10 protein-coding genes are annotated in these 17,670 nt (G+C 72.3%); 8 read left to right on the top strand and 2 right to left on the bottom strand.

Going from position 1 to position 17,670, the window contains the following annotated elements:
* Nucleotide 1: 1 nt before the first annotated feature.
* Complete coding sequence (locus ABZ793_RS27865) at nt 2-3,589, bottom strand: DUF6603 domain-containing protein (protein ID WP_357462170.1); 3,588 nt, start codon at nt 3,587-3,589, stop codon at nt 2-4.
* A gap of 55 nt (nt 3,590-3,644) precedes the next feature.
* A complete protein-coding gene (locus ABZ793_RS27860; RefSeq protein WP_357462169.1) occupies nt 3,645-8,012 on the bottom strand; it encodes a peptidoglycan-binding protein in 4,368 nt (1,455 codons plus the stop codon).
* 749 nt (nt 8,013-8,761) lie between these two features.
* On the opposite strand from ABZ793_RS27860, the gene ABZ793_RS27855 reads away from it, so the two are divergent.
* The 8 genes from ABZ793_RS27855 (at nt 8,762) to ABZ793_RS27820 (ending at nt 17,561) form a co-directional block, all read left to right on the top strand.
* Nucleotides 8,762-9,319 (top strand): hypothetical protein, encoded by a 558-nt coding sequence (locus ABZ793_RS27855; RefSeq protein WP_357462168.1) that lies wholly within the window; start codon nt 8,762-8,764, stop codon nt 9,317-9,319.
* Nucleotides 9,316-10,593, top strand: coding sequence for a sensor domain-containing protein (locus ABZ793_RS27850; protein ID WP_357462167.1), 1,278 nt, complete (start codon nt 9,316-9,318; stop codon nt 10,591-10,593). The genes ABZ793_RS27855 and ABZ793_RS27850 overlap by 4 nt, the downstream gene beginning before the upstream one ends.
* 2 nt (nt 10,594-10,595) lie before the next feature.
* A complete protein-coding gene (locus tag ABZ793_RS27845) occupies nt 10,596-11,240 on the top strand; it encodes a response regulator transcription factor (protein WP_357462166.1) in 645 nt (214 codons plus the stop codon).
* Between the two features lie 45 nt (nt 11,241-11,285).
* Nucleotides 11,286-12,245: a hypothetical protein gene (locus tag ABZ793_RS27840; RefSeq protein WP_357462165.1), complete on the top strand. Its 960-nt coding sequence runs from the start codon at nt 11,286-11,288 to the stop codon at nt 12,243-12,245.
* A gap of 244 nt (nt 12,246-12,489) precedes the next feature.
* Nucleotides 12,490-12,966 (top strand): hypothetical protein, encoded by a 477-nt coding sequence (locus ABZ793_RS27835; protein WP_357462164.1) that lies wholly within the window; start codon nt 12,490-12,492, stop codon nt 12,964-12,966.
* 214 nt (nt 12,967-13,180) lie between these two features.
* Nucleotides 13,181-13,801: an L-threonylcarbamoyladenylate synthase gene (locus ABZ793_RS27830; RefSeq protein WP_357462163.1), complete on the top strand. Its 621-nt coding sequence runs from the start codon at nt 13,181-13,183 to the stop codon at nt 13,799-13,801.
* Nucleotides 13,802-13,974: 173 nt separating this feature from the next.
* Nucleotides 13,975-15,585 carry an L-lactate permease gene (locus ABZ793_RS27825; RefSeq protein WP_357462162.1) on the top strand — a complete coding sequence of 537 codons (1,611 nt, stop codon included), beginning with the start codon at nt 13,975-13,977 and terminating at the stop codon, nt 15,583-15,585.
* 338 nt (nt 15,586-15,923) lie between these two features.
* On the top strand, nt 15,924-17,561 hold the full coding sequence (locus ABZ793_RS27820; protein ID WP_357462161.1) for a BCCT family transporter: 1,638 nt from the start codon (nt 15,924-15,926) through the stop codon (nt 17,559-17,561).
* The last annotated feature ends 109 nt before the right edge of the window (nt 17,562-17,670 follow it).

Here is a 17,670-nt window from a genome sequence, read left to right as displayed (position 1 = left end):
GTCAGCAGACCTCCAGCTCGACGGGCGTGATCCTCGGATGGGGAACCCGGACGCGGGGGCGGCGCGGCGCCGCCGGGGCGGCGGTCGCGCGCCGCTGCGCCGGCACGGTCGCGGCGGCGGCGCGCGGCGCGCTGGCGGCCGGCGCGGTGGCGGCCAGGTCCAGGGTGGGGCCGGTGAAGCGGGCGGCGCCGCCGTGGCGGCTGCCCGCGTAGGCGGCCGGCGCGGTGGCCGCGAACCGGGCCAGCAGGTCACCGCCGCGGGCGGCGAGCCGCGCCGTCGCCGGCTGGGCGGGCAGGGGCCGGCCGGCGGCGTCCGGGTCGTCGATGATGATCCGGTCGTACGCGGAGTCGTCGGCCAGCTCGGCGAACGTGGTCAGGTCGGCCGGCGGCAGGGTGGTGCCCTCCGGCAGCGCGACGGTCCGCCCGGCGGCCAGCCGCACGAACCCGGGGGTGGTGAGCTGCTCGACGGGGGACAGGTCGCGGAACTGCCCCGGCGCGAAGTCGTCCTCGACGGTGTCGCCGAGGGTGCCGGACAGCGCGTCGTCGCCGGTGCCGACACTCACCCCGGTCAGCGTGAACCGGTTCGGTCCGCTGATCCGGGACGTGCCGACGCGTTGCAGGTCGGTGTCGAGCGGCAGCACGTTCTCCCGCACCGACAGTTGCGCGCCGGGTTGCAGCAGCATCGGCCCGGTCCAGCCGGTCAGGTCGCGCAGCGTCACCGGCTCGCCGGCGCCGATGGCGGGACGGATCTCCCACGCCTCGGGTGCGGACAGCGCCGCGCGCAGCGTCTCGGCGGCGTCGACGTGGGTGGGTTCGTCGGCCGCGGCGGTGTCCCCGTCGGTCCACGAGAACTTCGCCGACACCTCCCAGAACAGGAACTTGATCCGGGCCTCGCCCCAGGCCTTCCACGGGCCGGGGCCGGAGACGCCGATGAGCAGGTTGATCGCCAGCAGTTCCTTGTCGCCGTACTTCAGCGACACGGTGGCGCCGATGTCGGCGGTGAACCAGAACGGCTTGAACTGGAACATCACGTCGAGCCAGGCGCGGCCGTCGATGACGAAGCCGCCGCCCTCGAAGTGCAGCTTCAGTTCGGCGCCGAACTGGGCGGTGTTGCTGGTGACGGCCAGGTAGGCCAGCAGGTCGATGCCCTTGCCGGACTTCTGCAGGGCGATGCTGAAGCGTTTGACCGGCGGGAAGCCGGGCGGGGGTGTGTAGCGGGGGTGGAAGCCGCCGATCGACATGGCGAAGGTACGCCCGGCACCCCAGCGGGCCCGCAGCGCCATCTCCCCGGAGACCGGCCGGCCGAACAGCTTCGAGTCGATGAGTGCGGCATCGAGGCTGATCTCGCGGCGGGCGAAGTCGACCATGCCGAAGGAGTCCAGCCGGAACCTGCCGGCGTCGGAGAAGTCGATCACCAGCTTGCCCAGCAGCAGGATGCGTACCGGGTCGGGGAACTCGACGAGCACCCCCAGGTCGGCGACGACCTGCCCACCGAGGAAGTTCAGCCGCACCATCGCCCCGAGGACGGTGCCGGTGGTGTCGACCGGGAACAGCCGGCTGAGGGTGGCGATGACGGCCGGGGCGTTGGCGACGGGGTCCTGCGGGAACAACAGCGCGTCGAGGGTGCCGGAGCGGGCGGCGTTGCGGAACTCCTCGGGGTTGCTGCGCCGGTTGTGCCCGACGACCAGGCCCAGGCCGGTGATGGAGATGCCCCAGAACAGCATCAGCCCGGGGAACCACTCGTACGTGCCGGCGAGGAGCAGGGAGAAGCTGTGCCCGCCGTCGGCCTCGGTCAGCCGGCTGCCGTCGGGGTTGCGGGTGTTGACGATCGCGGTGGCCTGGAGCCGGAACCCCTTCATCGGGGCGAGCGGCGTGGTGGAGGTCATGCCGAGCTGCAGGGCGCCGGCGTACATGCCGCGGGGCTCGTCGACGAACAGGTAGCCGCCGCCGGAGACGAAGCCGTTGTCCATCCGCAGCGCGACGCCGTCGGGTGCCTTGAACCCGGGCGCCAGGTCGGCCACGCCGAGGTTGCCGCCGCGGGCGTCGTTCCCTCCGCCGGCCGGGAGCGCGGGCGGGAAGGTGAGGTCGGCGCGGACGCCGATGTTCTCCACCGTGACGTGCAGCGGTCCCAGCGCGGCCTTCACGGTGGTCGTGATCAGCAGGCTGACCGCGCGGGTCTGCGTGGAGGCCTGCAACGCGATGCGCAGCCCCTCGATGCCGATGCCGTGCCAGGACAGGTGCACCGGGTACTCGGCGGCCAGGGCGGCGGCCCCGGCCAGGTGCAGGCCGGTGCGCATCGACCAGGCGGCGCCGAGGTCGAGGCCGAGGCGCAGCCCGTCGGCGGGCAGCAGCTTGGCGAGCAGCCCGTCGCCGTCGCCGGCGCGGATGACGAGCTCGGCGCGGCCGGCCTGCACGCCCAGCTCGACGTCGTCGCGGCCGGCGCCGAGGCTGGCCCGGCCGGTGACGACGAGCTGCCCGACGGCGAGGTGGGTGCCCTCCGGTGCGCCGATGATCCAGCCGGGCTCGCCGGCCGGCGCGATCCGGGCGATCTCGGCGGCCCACTTGACGACGGCCGCGTCGCCGCTGAACGTGACCCCGTCGCTGTTGACGGCGATCGCGGGGCCGGCACCGCTGAGGTCGGTGGCGACGTTCCACGCGCCGATCGACCCCTCCAGGTGCGCCTCGCCGGTCGGGGCGAGGATCACGGTGAACCGGCCGTCCCAGCTCGCCAGGCCGAGGGTGACGCCGACGCCGAAGGTGGGCTGCCACGCCGCGAGCCCGGCGCCGGTCGGTGGGGGTTCCCCGCCGGGGGTGCGCAGCCCGGTGAACCGCAGCCGCAGCAGGCTGTCCGCCAGCCGCCGCCCCACCTCGCCCTGGTCGGGGCCGACGCCGGGGCGTACGCCCTGGTCGGCGTCGAGGCCCAGGGCCCGCAGCGCCCGGGCCAGCCGGGGCAGCAGCCGGGCGGACAGCTCCGCCACGCCCTCCGGGGTGTCCCAGCCGGCCGGGGCGTACAGGCCGCGGAAGTAGGCGCCAGGGTCGGCGACGAGGTCGACGACACGTTCGAGGTGCAGCTCGTCGCGTCGGCGGGGCAGCCGGATCGGGGCGTCGCCGGGCGGCATCGGCGCGCTGGGCAGGCCGTCCGTGGCGGGGGTGACCAGGCCCAGCAGGTCCAGCACGGGCACCGTCCACGGCGCCCGGCGCAGCAGGTACGTCAGGATCAGCAGGTCGAGCAGGTCGTCGGCGAGCTCCTCGGGTAGGCCGGCCACGTCGGGCAGTTGACCCTGCAGCGTCGGCGGCAGCGCGCCGATCTTGCCGAACGCGTCGCCGGCGGCGGCACCGAGCTTCTTCACCGCCTCCAGGCTGTCCAGCTCCGCCTCGGCCGCCGCGCCGAGCGCGTCGAGGGCCGGGCCGATCGTCTTCACCCAGTCCTCGAAGCGGGCGGCGTCGAACCCGCTGACCGCCTCCAGGTCCCAGCCCAACGCGCGCATCAGCCGGGCCCGCTGCCACGGGTCGTACGCGGCCAGCACCGGCTCGGCCAGCAGCCGGATCTCGTTCCACAGCAGTGCCAGCGCGTTCTTGGCGTCGCTCATCGTCCACCCCGTCCCTTGTGCTGCCGGCCGCTGTCCGTCGCCGGTCGTGTGCTGCTCACGCGGTCACCCGCGACAGGTCGCCGAGGTCCAGCCGCAGCGACCCGCGGGCGGCCGACAGACCCCGCTCGGCGGCGGGCAGCGCGTCCAGCGGCAGCGTGTAGTGCCGCCCCGTCGGCCAGGACGGCCAGGCCGCGAGCCGGGTCAGCGCGGTGGCGACCTCGGCGTCGCCCGCGACGACCTGGCCGATGGCGGTGATCAGCGCGGTCTCGTGCGCGTCGGTCCAGCCGGTGGGCGCCCCGCTGAAGTCCGCGCCCAGCGCCCTGGCCTTCGTGAGCACCAGGTGCAGCGGGGTGGCGGCACGCGCCCGGCTGCGGAACTCCGGCTTCTCCGCGTTCGCCGACGGCGGCCCGACGGCGACGAGCTGGTGCGCCCGGTGCTGCTGCCAGCAGGCCAGCAGCGCCACCGCCCGCTCGGAGGTGAACAGGTCGCCGACGCGGGCCCGCCGCGGGTTGCCGTCCGCCCCGGGCACGTTCGCCACCGTGGGGGAGACGTCCGGGTCGGGGGAGTCCCAGTCGGTGGCCAGCAGGTCGTGCAGCCGCTGCCGGGCGAACGCCCAGATCCCCCGGCGGACGCCGTCGTGGCCGCGCAGCGCGAGCGCGTAGCGGTGCATCCAGTGCCACGACCGCAGCCCCAGCAGCTCCAGCGTCGTGCTGATGCCCTCGCGGGCGGCGCCGGTCGCGTCGGTCCGCGCCGGGCGGGCCCGCAGCACCCGCAGGTCGGTGAAGAGCAGCCCGCCGCCGTCGCGCCCCCACCCGGGCACGGCGGTGACACCCGCCAGCCCGCCCAGCGCGTCGTAGGCGTCCCGGTCGGTGGCGCGCAGGAACGCCAGGTACGCCCACATCTCGCCCGGCTCGGAGTTCAGGTCGAGGAAGGTCGGCACCGACGTCGGCGTGACCAGCGGGCCGTGCGCTCGCCAACCGAACGGTCCGAACCGGATCACGGCCGGGTCGTCCGCGGCGACCGCGTCGAGGTAGCCGCCGGCGGCGTCCGGCACACGGTTCTCGGCGACGGCCCGCAGCACCTTGAAGGTGGACAGCTGTCGGGCGGCCCGCGTGCCCGCGTCCCCGCCGGCGCCGATCGCCGCGACCAGCGCGGCCAGCGACGGCCCGCTGCCGTGGTCCTGCGGGCGCGGCAGCACCGCCTCGGGCAGCAGCTCCGATTCGGCGTCGAGCACCGGGCCGCTCCACTCGGCCCCGGTGGGGTGCGCCCGGTACGCGCCCAGCCGGATCAGCTCCGGGTACCCGTCCGGGGCGCGGCCCGCCCCCGCCGGCCGCCCGGTGACCACCCGCGAGTACACCCGCCGGTCGGCGGCGGTCACCTCGTCGAAGTTCCACACGTTCGGCTGGTCCAGCCGCTGCGGGACGTCCCCCGCCACCTGCCACGCCTCGACCACGACGGGGGAGCGCCACCGCTTGTCCAGCCAGTGCTTGATCGCCACCTGGGTCGCCAGGTCGGCCATGCCGCTGACCGGCCCGAGGTACCGTTCGGCCTCCGGCACGTCCACCGGCTGCAACCGGTCGGAGTAGCGGGGCGCGGTGGCGCCGGCCGGCTCGACCGCGGCCCGCTCCCGGCGGGCGTACGTCTGGAACTCCAGCACCGCCCAGTAGGTGAGCAGGCCGTACACCCCGTCGACCTCGGCCGGTGCCAGGAAGCCCAGCGTGGCCAGGTCCTGCTGCAACCGGGTCACCCAGCGGTCCTTGACCAGATCCGCCGGCCGCTCCAGCCCGTCGTAGCGGGCCTTGGCCGTCGCCGTGGCGTCCCGGTCGTCGGCGCGCAGGTTCCACCCCCCGTACGGCGGGGTGACGGCCAGCGAGCAGCCGAAGGACAGGTCCACGGTGAACGTGGTCAGCGCGGCCGCCCGGTTCTCGCCGGGCAGGTGCCACCACAGCCGCTGCGTCGCCGACTTGCACTCCCCGTCCGGCCAGTCGAAGGTGACCTCGCCGAGGTTGTTGCGGCCGACGATCTCCTTGCCGTTGCCCCACGACCCCTTGTAGTGGTCCAGGTTGCGGGCCGCCGCCAGGTACTGCCCGAGCGCCTGGTCGCGCGGCAGGCCCGCCGGGTCCACCACCGACTCCGGCGTGCCGTCGCGGCGGACCTCCGGGTCGGCCTCGTCGTGGCGGACGAACTGCACGTGCACGTTCCACTCCGGATGCCGGGTCAGCACCTTCAGCGCGTCGATGTCGCTGACCGAGGGCCGCCCGGACACCCACCAGCCGGTCACGTCGTCGGCGGCCAGCGTCACCTGCACGCCGGCCTGCATGCGCTGGCCCTCCTTGTCGGGCAGCTCGTTGGCCCAGCCGACCAGGTCGATGCGGCCGGTGCCGTCCAGCAGCGGCACGTACCCCAGCGCGTGCAGGATCCGGGTCTTGCCGTCCTCGTTGCGGAACCCGCTGGACACGAACCCGGCGAGCACCCCCTCGGTGCGGTTGACCCCCTCGAACGGCTTCGCCGGGTTCGGCCCGCAGCCGTACGGCAGGGTGGCGGAGTAGCGGATCCGCTCGGCGGAGCCGAAGTGGATGTCGCCGCCGAGCATGACCAGCCGTCGCCGCCGGACACCGTCGGTGCCGGGAGGCGCCGCCGCGAACAGCCGGGCCAGGATCTTGTGTACGGCGGCGTCGCTGGTCACCCACGCGTCCTCCGCGTCGGCCTCGTACCGGCCGGCGAACACCTTCGCGAGGGGCTGCGCGAGCTGCTCCAGGACGGGCACGCCGAACAGGGCGACCGGCTGGGCGACGACGGTGACCGCGTCGTCGCCGAGCACACCGCCGCCGCTGATCATCTCGTTGAGCGGCTGGTCGTCGTAGAGCAGGCCGCCCGGCTTGCCCGCGCCGGCCGGGTACTGCCGCCAGGTGCGGGTGTCCAACGCGACCAGCTGGTAGCGCGGCCAGGTGACGGTCCAGTGGTAGGTCAGCGCGCCAGCCGGCCGGGCCAGCCGGCCTTCGCTGGTGACCGCCGTGGGCAACCCGAGACGGGTCCGCAACGCCAGGTCGTCGCCGTCGTTGGGGGCGGCGACCCAGCCGCGCAGCGCGGCCAGCGCCGCCCGGCCCGGCTCCCCGGCGGCCCCGGCCTCGGCGTACCGCTCCGGGGTGTTCCCCCACGCCTGGAACACCGCGTACGCGGCGATCGCGTTGCGCACCACCCGCCGTCCCAGCGGAGAGTTCACCACCGCGTCGGTGACCCACGAGCTGGTCATGTTCCAGTCGTCGGTGACCTCGTGGTCGTCGGCCACCATGTACGTCGCCACGTTCGCCAGCTGCCGGCGCACGGCGCCCAGCCCCTGCCGGAACATCCGCAGCGCGAGCGCCTGCCGCTGCCACCGCTCGAACCGCTCGATGATCTCCTTCTGCTGGGCGCTGGGCGTGTACGCCCGCCCGGCCAGCATGAGGTCGTACACCGTCTCGCCGGGGCGGCGGTCCTGCGGGTCCTTCAGGATCCGGGTGTCCGCCGGCAGCACGTGCTCGAACCTCGGCCAGCTCTCCGGCCACAGCACGTCCGACCAGACCAGCAGGTACATGCACAGGTACTCGCGCAGCGACATCAGGTGGCTGTCGGCCGCGCCGGAGGTGAACTTCGCGTCCTTCGCCATCGCGTCGGCGCGCTTGCCCGGCGCGTACCGCGCGTCCGTCGGCTGATCGGTCGTCCCGACCGGCAGCACCTCGGCGGCCAGGCCCAGCCGGGCGGCCACCCCCAGGTACGCGGGCACCGCCGGGTCGCTGCCGTTCGCCGCCAGCGCGTCGTGGCCGTGGATCAGCGCGAGCAGCGGGTCGGCCACGTCGTCGGCGTAGATCTGGTCCCCGCCGAGCACCAGCTGGTGCGGGCGCCGGGCCGGGTCGCCCGCCGAGGCCGCGATGATCGGGTCCAGGGCGGGGAACGCGTCGTAACCCTCGCCGTGCGGCTTGCGGCACGACCCGTGAAAGATCCGCAGCCCGTTCGGGTCACCCGGCGGGGTGGCGAAGGTCGGGAACACGGGCGCGGCGGCCGGCGCCTGCGGGTGCCCGACGTACGTCAGGGCCGCCCGCGCCGCCGCCGCATCGGCGGCGACCACGCCGGCGTCGAACAGGCTCCCGGCGGTCAAGCCGCCGGAGAACCCCAGGTCGTAGCCGTAGAGGGTGCCGGGTTGCAGGGTGATCCCGCTCGCGGTGACCGCGACGACGTGCAGCCGCTCCCCGAGCCGCACCGTCGTACGGCTGGCGGTGCCGACCGTGGCGCCACGGGCGAACCCGGGAGCCGCGCCGACCGCGAACACGTTCAGGGTCACCGTGCACTCCGCGCGCAGCGCGACGAACACCGTGACGCCGGTCGGGTCGACCCGACGCACGACGGGACCGCTGAGCACCAGAGGCAGACTGGACGGAGCCGTCATCGCGCATCCCTTCGCCAGTGGCCGAGCGACGGGACGGTGGGAGTCGCGCGGTGTCTACCACGATTGAAGTCGCCGGGATCCGCCGCGCCTACCGCGCAACGGTGCGGAAGACCCGTCCCGGCGTTCGGCAACCACCGGATCCACGACGGGCGGGGCGAGCCGACCGGGCGGGCCGGGTGTCCACTCAGTCCGTTCCTCTGACGGAGACCCGACGCCGGCTTGCCGCCGGGCATCGCGGCGCGGTAACACCGGCAGCGCCGGGCCAGGTGCCGACGTGGTCGCATGCCTTTCCCCTCCCCGTGCGGACGCCGCTCCGACGGCCGATGTCGGCCCGGGAACGTGAGTCCGGATGTCGTGGTGGCCAGCCCGTCCATCCCGTGTGGTGCGAGCGGGCTGTGCCGGCGTAGCCGTTGCCGCGCAACGGTTCCGGCGGGTCTTCCGGCCACCTCGCCCGCAAGCCTGTCGGCCCGGGGGGTACCAGCGACAGGGTCCGCTGTCCCGGGCGGCCGGGACACGGGTTCCGGATCTTTCAACCGTCCGCACGACAACAGTTGTCCAACCATCCGGGATGGCCACCGGTCCGAGCCCTCCGAGCCGACCGGTCAGGAAAGGCGCGGTTGAGTCGCGTCCGGCCGGTAGGTGGTGCTACCCCCACCAACGGCCGCGTGGTGCCACGATCGCCGCCCCGGCTCGACGCGACGAGCATCGAACTGTCACTGTCCATGACCGGGGGAGCCACGATGTCCGAGGTGAGCACGTCCAACCTGACCACGCCTACTACCCGTGACAGGACGATCCGCGGCGGCAGCGGACCGCTGCGGCGGTGGGTCGTCGACCCGACGGTTCGTGGCATGACCGAGCTGCCGCTCGCGCTCGCCGCAGCACTGTCGGCGTTGTTCAACGCCACCGCACTCGGGCGGGTGCAACTGCGGCTGGCCGACCGGTACAGCGGCGGCACCGGCGTCGAACGGCAGCCAAAGGCCCCACGGGTCGGCCCGGTACGCGTACTCGCGCACAGCTTCCTGGTGCTGATACCGGCCAGCGCGGCGTTCGCCCTGGTCGTCCTCCAGATGGTCCTGATCTGGTCCGGGCACCTGTACCCGCTCCGGCCGGACGCCATCGGGGCGATCGGGCATCCGTTCACCGCCGACCCGCTCCTGAACGGCGCGTGGGGCGGGCCGACGCTGGTCGGTGCATGGTTGGTGCACTCCGCGCTCGCGCTGGCGATCCAGGTGTGCTGCGCCGGGCTGCTGCGTGGTCTGCTCGCCGCCATGAACCGGATCACTCGGCGGGTACTCGGCGGATGACCAGCCCGGCCACCACCCAGCACAATGGTGGCGTGGTGCTGCGGGTGCTCGGGGTGACCGGCAGGGCCCTGCTCACCCGCCGGTCCTGGGCTGCCCTGGCCTACCTGCTGATCACGGCACCGCTGGACGTGGCCGGGGCGATCCTGCTGCTCGCCGGCGGGCTGGTCGGCACCGTACTGCTGGTGACCCCGCTCGGCCCGTGGCTGCTGGCGTCGGTGCTGTCGGCCGCCGCCGGACTGGGCGCGGCCCGCCGCGCCACCGCCGGGTGGTTGCTCGACGAGCACGTTCCCACCCCGCCCCGCCCCGATCCGGCCCGCGGCCTGTTCGCCCGCCGCCGCGCCGTGTTCACCGACCCGGCCAACTGGCGGGCCCTGGGCTATCTGCTGATCAAACTGCCGCTCGGGCTGCTGTCCCTCGCCGTCGGCGGCGGGGCCTACGTGTACGCGGTCGTGTTCCTCACCTATCCGCTGCAACGGCACGGGTTCGCGCCGTGGCGGCTCACCGTGGCCGGCTGGGCGCTCGGCGCGGTACTGCTGCTCGCCGCCCCGTGGCTGGTGCGGTCCGTGCTACTGGTGGATCGGGCGCTGATCCGTGGACTGCTCGGCCCGAGCCGAACCGCGCAGCGGATGCGTCACCTACGGGAGACCCGCGACCGGGCGGTCAGCGACGCCGACGCGACGCTGCGGCGCATCGAACGGGACCTGCACGACGGTGCACAGGCACGGCTGGTGGGGGTCGGCATGCAGTTGACGTTGGTCCGGGAACTGCTCGGCGTGGGCGCCTCCGTCGAGCAGATCCGTGCCGCCGTCGACACCGCGCAGGGGAACCTGACAACCGCGCTGGCCGAGCTGCGTGACCTGGTCCGGGGCATCCGTCCGCCGGTGCTCGACAACGGCCTGGCGGCGGCGCTGGCGACGGTGGCGTCCGGCAGCACCGTGTCGGTGTCGGTAGAGGTCGACCTGCCGTCGCGACCCTCTCCCGCCGTCGAGCACATCGCCTACTTCTGCGCCTGCGAGCTGCTCACCAACGTCAACCGGCACAGCGGTGCACGGTACGCGGTCGTGGAGATCGCCGACAGCGGCGGGGTGCTGCGACTGCGGGTACGCGACGACGGCCGGGGCGGCGCGTACCGGCGCCCCGGCGGCGGCCTGGCGGGGCTGGCCGAACGCATCCAGGTCGTCGACGGGACACTGTCGGTGGACAGTCCACCCGGTGGTCCTACCGTGGCCACCGTCGACATACCCGTCGCCGCCTCGGAACGGAGCACCCGGTAGCCATGCGTGTCGTCATCGCCGAGGACTCTGCGATCCTGCGCGAAGGGTTGGCGCAACTTCTCACCATCCGGGGACACGAGGTGGCCGCCACCGTCGTCGATGCGCCGGCTCTGCTCGCCGCCGTGACGACCGAACGTCCCGACGTCGCGATCGTCGACATCCGGCTGCCGCCCACCCACACCGACGAGGGGCTGCGTGCGGCGATCCGACTTCGCCGGGAGGCGCCCGGCGTCGGCGTACTGATCTTCTCGCAGTACGTCGAGACGAGTTTCGCCGCCGAGCTGCTCGCGGGCGGCTCCGACGGGGTCGGGTACCTGCTCAAGGAGCGGGTGGTGCATCTCGACGAATTCGTCGACGCGCTGACCCGGGTGGCCGCGGGCGGCACCGCGCTCGACCCGGAGGTGGTGACGCAGCTGTTCGGGGCGAGCCGGCGCCGGGACCAACTCGACGCGCTCACCCCGAGGGAGCGGGAGGTGCTGGGTTTGATGGCGCAGGGACGGACGAACACGGCGATCGCCGCCGCCCTCTCGGTCACCGAGCGGGCGGTGGAGAAGCACGTCGCCAACATCTTCATGAAGTTCGCCCTGCCACCGTCCGAGGCCGACCACCGCCGGGTCCTGGCGGTACTGCGCTACCTGCGCAGTTGAACAGCCCGACCGATTCTTGTCGGTGCCGGTCGGCATGATCGCGCGGTGACCGTCTTCGTCTACCGGAGCCCGTACGCGGGGCCGCTCAGCAAACACATCCGTCGGCTGCCTGACTCGTCCGGCCTGGACTGGTTCCGGCGCGGCTGGGACGACGCACGGGAAGATCCCGAGGGGTGGGTCGAGCGTGAGCTGGGCACCCGCGTCTACGGGCTCTGCTCGATTTTCGAAAGGGCGGCCAAACACGACCTGGCGAAGCCGGCGACGTGGCGCGAGCTGCGCACCCTGCTCGAGAAGCACCTGTACGTCGAGGGGGAGGTGCGGGTCGCCGAGGGCAGCGTTCGGGTGCTCACGGACGACGACGAGCTGTCCTTGGCCTACCACTTCCTCGACGACGAGGTGATCCGCGCCCGGTCGGACCGGCTCGCGTACCACGTCCACGCCGAGTGGCCGCTGCCCACGGCCGCATCCGATCACGGCACCGCACCCCGCACCACGGTCGTACTGTCCACCGTCGACATGGACAGCGACTGGGAAACCGAGCACCACCTCGTTCACTTCGACGGCGTACGCGTGCCCGACTTCGGCCGATATCTGCGCGCGGCTGACGTCGACGGCTCCTGGCCGGCCGAGCTGGTCGTACTGCGGGCACTCGTCGGCGAGGACGACGGCCTCACCAGCGCACTGTTACGGCTCAACCACTGGGCGTCGTACGACCACCAGGCGCTCGACACCAGCGGTCTACGCGACGACCACGCCTCGGCGTGGCGCACGGCGTCAGCGGCGGTGAGCGCCGAGGGTGCCACCGAAGGTCCGTTCGATGCCCGGCGCCCCGACCTCAGCCGCATCGAGACCGCCGACCACCTGGCGCAGGCCGCGCTGCACATGAGCGACTGGGCCGGCTACCGGCAGCTCTTCATCTTCGATGACCTCTGGTCCGCCGCCCAGCCCGACCTGTCCTCGTCGCTGGTCCGGTACGCCACCAACTGGGACCCACTCGACGACTAGTGGACGCGCCCGGTTCGTCGACGGGTCGATGACGGCCGCAAGGGTGCCAGGAGTCGCGCGGGACTCCCGGCACAGCCGCGTACCCACAGCGTGACGTCGCTGCTGAGGGCGACGACTAGGGTACGCCCGGACGGCGAGAAGCCAGCGGCACGAAGTTCCGAGTAGGCGGCGTGGAAGATGCGCCACCAGGTGTCTCCCGGCCGCCCCGCGCCAGGGATACCACGTAAGAAGAGCGAGCAAGTCGATGACGATACCTGATCACATCAAACAGCAGATCATCAAAAATATTGACAAAAAGCGAGACAAAACTCTATCGAAGTTGCGCGAGGTTCTGGACTATCCCTACCACCCTGACACCAAAATCCTGATCTTTCGGGTGGAAGGTGACTCAGGCGGGTTCGGTATGAACCTGCTGGCAGCGAACGAGCATTGGGACATGATCGACGTCAACGCGGATGGAGAGGATCTGGACAGCACCCGGTTCCTCCACTTCGGCTTCAGCTTCTATGTCCTTGAAGACTGCGATGTGAACTGGGGCAAGACCAGCCTGCTCGAACAGATAAGCAAATTTACCAGAGACTACCTTTACCCGTGGTTCGCTGATCGATTCGAGGAGCTGGGCGGAAAGGGCTACCCCTTCGACTGTGTCTTGCAGAAACACGACACGCTGCGCGGATTCTCCATGAAGGAGAAAAAGTGGATTAAGGTTCACGCGGTATAGGGTTTGTTTGGCAGGCGGTGTGGGCGGCGCGCCTGCATGACATGCGCCACCAGGACGGGCAGGGTGATTCGGTGCCTGCTCGTCCTGGCCCTCCAGCGACGACGTGCATCGATGGTCGCGATGGCGGCATCGTCACCTGTACGGGGCCAGAGTGGCCCACTACCAGCGAAGACGTCGAACTTGCCTGCTACAGCCGGAGTACTAGTCTCGGCGTATGGCGAGGTACTACGACGTGCACCCGGACAATCCCCAGCCCCGGGTCCTCCGCCAGGTCGCCGACCTGATCCGGGGCGGCGGGCTGGTCGCCTACCCGACGGACTCGTGCTTCGCGTTCGGTTGCCAGCTGGGCAACCGGGCCGGGCTGGACCGGATCCGGGAGGTCCGTCGGCTGGACGAACGGCACCACTTCACGCTGGTGTGCCGGGACTTCGCCCAGCTCGGCCAGTTCGTGCAGGTCAGCAACTCGGTCTTCCGACTGGTGAAGGCATGCACCCCGGGCAGCTACACCTTCATCCTGCCCGCCACCCGTGAGGTGCCGCGTCGGCTGCTGCATCCCAAGAAACGCACGGTGGGCGTACGCGTCCCCCGGCACACGGTCGCCCAGGCATTGCTGGCCGAACTCGGCGAGCCGTTGGTGTCGAGCACCCTGATCCTGCCCGACGAGGACGAGCCGATGACCCAGGGGTGGGAGATCAAGGAACGGCTGGACCACGTCCTCGACGCGGTGATCGACGCCGGCGACTGCGGAAAGGAGCCGACGACCGTGGTCGACCTGTCGCAACCCGAGCCGGAGATCCTGCGCGAGGGGGCAGGGGACCCGTCCCGCTTCGCGTGAGTGCACCGCCGCCCTGATCGGCGTCCACCTGCCCGTCCGTTTCCTCTGCGGCGTGCGCGGCCGGCACGACGGCTTGCGCAAGGTGGAAGGCGCGTCCCGCTGGCTGCGTCCGGTGAGATGAGCCGTACGCCACGCCGCCGGGACCGGGGGCGTCCGCAGCCGAGGCGGTCTCGATGTACCAGCAGCCCCTGCAACCTGTCGCCGGGTCGCTCGCGCTGAGCGCCGCCTGCGCCGCGCTGCCCCTGCTGACCCTGTTCGTCCTGCTCGGCGTCGTGCGTGCGCGGGCCTGGATCGCGGCGTTCGGTGCGCTGACCGTGGCGGTCGTCCTGGCCTGGTGGCTGTGGCGGATGCCGTTGTCGCAGACGCTGCTGGCCGCCGGCCAGGGCGCCACCTTCGCTCTCTTCCCGCTCGTCTGGACGTTCGGCACGGCGATCTGGATCTATCGCCTGACCGTGCACACGGGGCACTTCGACACGCTGCGGCAGGGCTTCGCCCGGATCAGCGACGACCGCCGCATCCAGGCCATGGTGATCGCGTTCTGCTTCGGGTCGCTGCTCGAGGCGTTGGCCGGCCAGGGCACGCCGGTGGCCGTCACCACGGTCATGCTGCTGGCCCTCGGTTTCACCCCGGTTCGGGCGGCCGCCGTGGCGCTGGCGGCGAACACGGTACCGGCAGCATTCGGGCCGCTCGGCCTGCCGATCACCACGCTGGCCGGCGTGACCGGGCTGCCCGTGCCGGAACTGGGCATGATGGCCGGCCGGCAGGTCCCGGTGATCGCGGTCGTCGTGCCGCTGGTCCTGCTCGTCGTCGTCGACGGCCGTCGGGGCGTACGGGAGCTGTGGCGCCCGGCGCTGGCGTGCGGCGTCGCCTTCGCGGTGGCCCAGTTCGTCACCGCGAACTTCCTGACGGCCGCGCTCGCCGACATCACGGCCGCGTTCGCGGGCATGGGTGTCCTGCTGCTCGTCACCCGCCGACCGGCGGTGCGGCAGCGAATTCCCGTGACGGCCGGCGGGGGCCTGCCCGAGGAGCGCGAGGCGCCGCCGCCGCGGGGCTCGCAGTGGCGGGCGTACGCGCCCTACCTGACGATCGTGGCGGTCTTCGCCGTCTCCCAGGTGCCGGCCGTCAAGCACCTGCTCGACGCCGGCACAGTGACGTTCTCCTGGCCCGGCCTGCACGTCGTCACGGCGTCCGGCGCGCCGTCGCCGCTGACGACCTTCCGCTTCGCCTGGTTCGCCGCGCCCGGCTCGTTGCTGGTCGTGGCCGGTCTGGTCACGATGGCGCTGCTGCGGGTGTCGCCGCGCGAGGCCGTGAGACTGTACGGGCGCACCCTGTTCGAGCTGCGCTGGGCCGTCCTGACGGTGGTCGGGCTGCTGGCCCTGTCGTTCACGATGAACGCCGCCGGGCAGATCGCCACCCTGGGTGTCTGGATGGCCGGTGCGGGTGGCTTCTTCGCCGTCCTGGCACCCGTTCTCGGCTGGCTGGGGGTCGCCCTGACCGGCTCGGACACCTCGTCCAACTCGCTGTTCGGCGCGCTGCAGGTGGCGGCTGCACAGCGGGCCGGCCTCGACCCGGTCCTGCTCGCCGCGGCCAACGCCTCCGGTGGCACGCTCGGCAAGATGATCAGCCTGCAGAACTTGACGATCGCCGCCGCCGCTGTCGGACTCAGCGGCCGGGAGGGCGACCTGTTCCGGCGCATGTTCGGCTGGAGTGTGGCGCTGCTCGCCCTGATGTGCCTGCTGGTCGGGTTGCAGGCCACGCCCGTGCTGGCCTGGATGGTGCCCTGACGCGAGCCGGTCCGGAGGGGTCTGCCCCTGCGCTCGTCCACGGTCCGTGACGTTCGATCACCGGTCTTGTCATGGGACTGTCATGAGATCGCAGGGTCTCCTCCAAGATTGACACCCAGAGTGATTGCGGCCCGTCGCCGACGTCAGTGGCGGTCGAGCCCCGGCGAACCGCACGTACGTTCGTCATTCACGCAAGATCGCCTATGAACCGGAGACACCATCCCGAGTTCCCAGACCGCTGACCAGGTCGGGACAAATCGGAATTGCGGGCCCACCGGCGGGAAACAGCGCCGGAACCGCGGCCTGCGTTCCCGCGAGCCCACGGAGGTCCACAGACCATGGCCGTGCCCGCCACAGGTACGTCAACTGACAGCAACACCCCGTTAGGAGAAGCGCCGGTCCAGCCGGGCCGCCGCCCGGGAGACGTCGACCGGACGGTGCTGGGGATCGCCGCCGCGGTGTCCGTGCTCTTCGTCGTGTGGGGCATCGTGGCCACCGACAACCTGGCGTCGGTCACCGGCGCGGCGCTCGACTGGGTGGTCAGGGCGTTCGGCTGGGTCTTCGTGCTGGCCAGCGCCGCCTTCGTCGTGCTGTCGGTCTGGTTGGCGTTGAGCCGGTACGGGCGGATCAAGCTCGGCCGGGACGACGAGAAGCCGGAGTTCTCCACCGTCTCCTGGGTGGCGATGATGTTCAGCGCCGGCATGGGCATCGGCCTGATGTTCTGGGGCGCCGCCGAGCCGCTGTCCCACCTGGGGACGCCGCCGCGCGGTCTCACCGAACCGAACTCCCAGCAGGCCGCCCGGGTGGCCATGGAGTACTCGTTCTTCCACTGGGCGCTGCACCCGTGGGCGATCTACGCGGTGGTGGGCCTGGCGCTGGCCTACTTCACCTTCCGCAAGGGTCGGCGCGGCCTGATCAGCAGCGCCTTCTTCCCGCTCATCGGCGAACGGGCCAACCGGGGCCCCGGCAAGGCCATCGACATCTTCGCGATCTTCGCGACGCTGTTCGGATCGGCGGTCTCCCTCGGGCTGGGCGCCCTGCAGATCAACAGCGGCCTGACGAACCTCTGGGACGTGCCGAAGTCCACCCCGCTGGCGATCGGGATCATCGCGGTGCTCACCGTGGCGTTCGTGGTGTCCGCCGTGACCGGCGTCAAGCGCGGCATCCAGTTCCTCTCGAACACCAACATGGTGCTCGCGGTGGCGCTGATGTTCTTCCTGCTCGTGGTGGGCCCGACGGTCTTCATCCTCAACAGCCTCACCGCCTCGACCGGCGGATACCTCTACGACCTCATCCCGATGAGCTTCCGCACCGGCGCCTTCGGGGGCGAGAAGTGGATGGCGGGCTGGACCATCTTCTACTGGGCGTGGTGGATCTCCTGGACCCCGTTCGTCGGCGCGTTCATCGCCCGCATCTCCAGAGGCCGCACCATCCGCCAGTTCGTCCTCGGTGTGGTGGCCATCCCGAGCCTCGTCAGCTTCGCCTGGTTCTCGGTGTTCGGCGGTACCGCCATCGACCTGCAACTCGGCGGCACCGACCTCTCGGCCGCCGTGGCGGAGAGCCCGGAGGCCGCGCTCTTCGCGGTCCTGCGGGAGTTCCCGCTCTTCACCGTCACCGCGATCCTGGTGATGGTGCTGGTGGCCCTCTTCTTCGTCAGCGGGGCCGACGCCGCCTCGGTGGTGATGGGCACGCTCTCCTCGCGCGGCAACCTCGAACCGAGGGCATGGCTGGTCTCCATGTGGGGCATCCTGACCGGCCTGGTGGCCGCCGTGCTGCTGCTCGCCGGTGGCCTGTCCGCCCTGCAGTCGCTGACCATCCTCGCCGCGCTGCCGTTCCTGTTCGTGATGGTCGGCATGGTCGCCGGACTACTGCGCGAGCTGCGTCGCGAACCCCTCAGCGCGACGATGGCCCCGGAGATCCGGGCCCTGGTGGCCGCCGCCGCGCGGCCGGAGCACGCGGACCCCGACCGTTCCTGACCCATCACGCGGCCGCGGGCCGTCCCCAGGGCGGCGCCAGTGCCTCGCGGGGGCTGATGCCGAACAGGGACGGGTCGAAGTCGCCGGCCCCGTCGAGGAAGCCGCCGAC

Origin of the sequence: Micromonospora sp. NPDC047465 (assembly GCF_040643125.1) — a bacterium.
In the GTDB taxonomy this organism is placed as follows: domain Bacteria; phylum Actinomycetota; class Actinomycetes; order Mycobacteriales; family Micromonosporaceae; genus Micromonospora.
The sequence above is the reverse complement of the archived record's forward strand: the minus strand, read 5'-3'. Positions and strand labels throughout refer to the sequence as shown.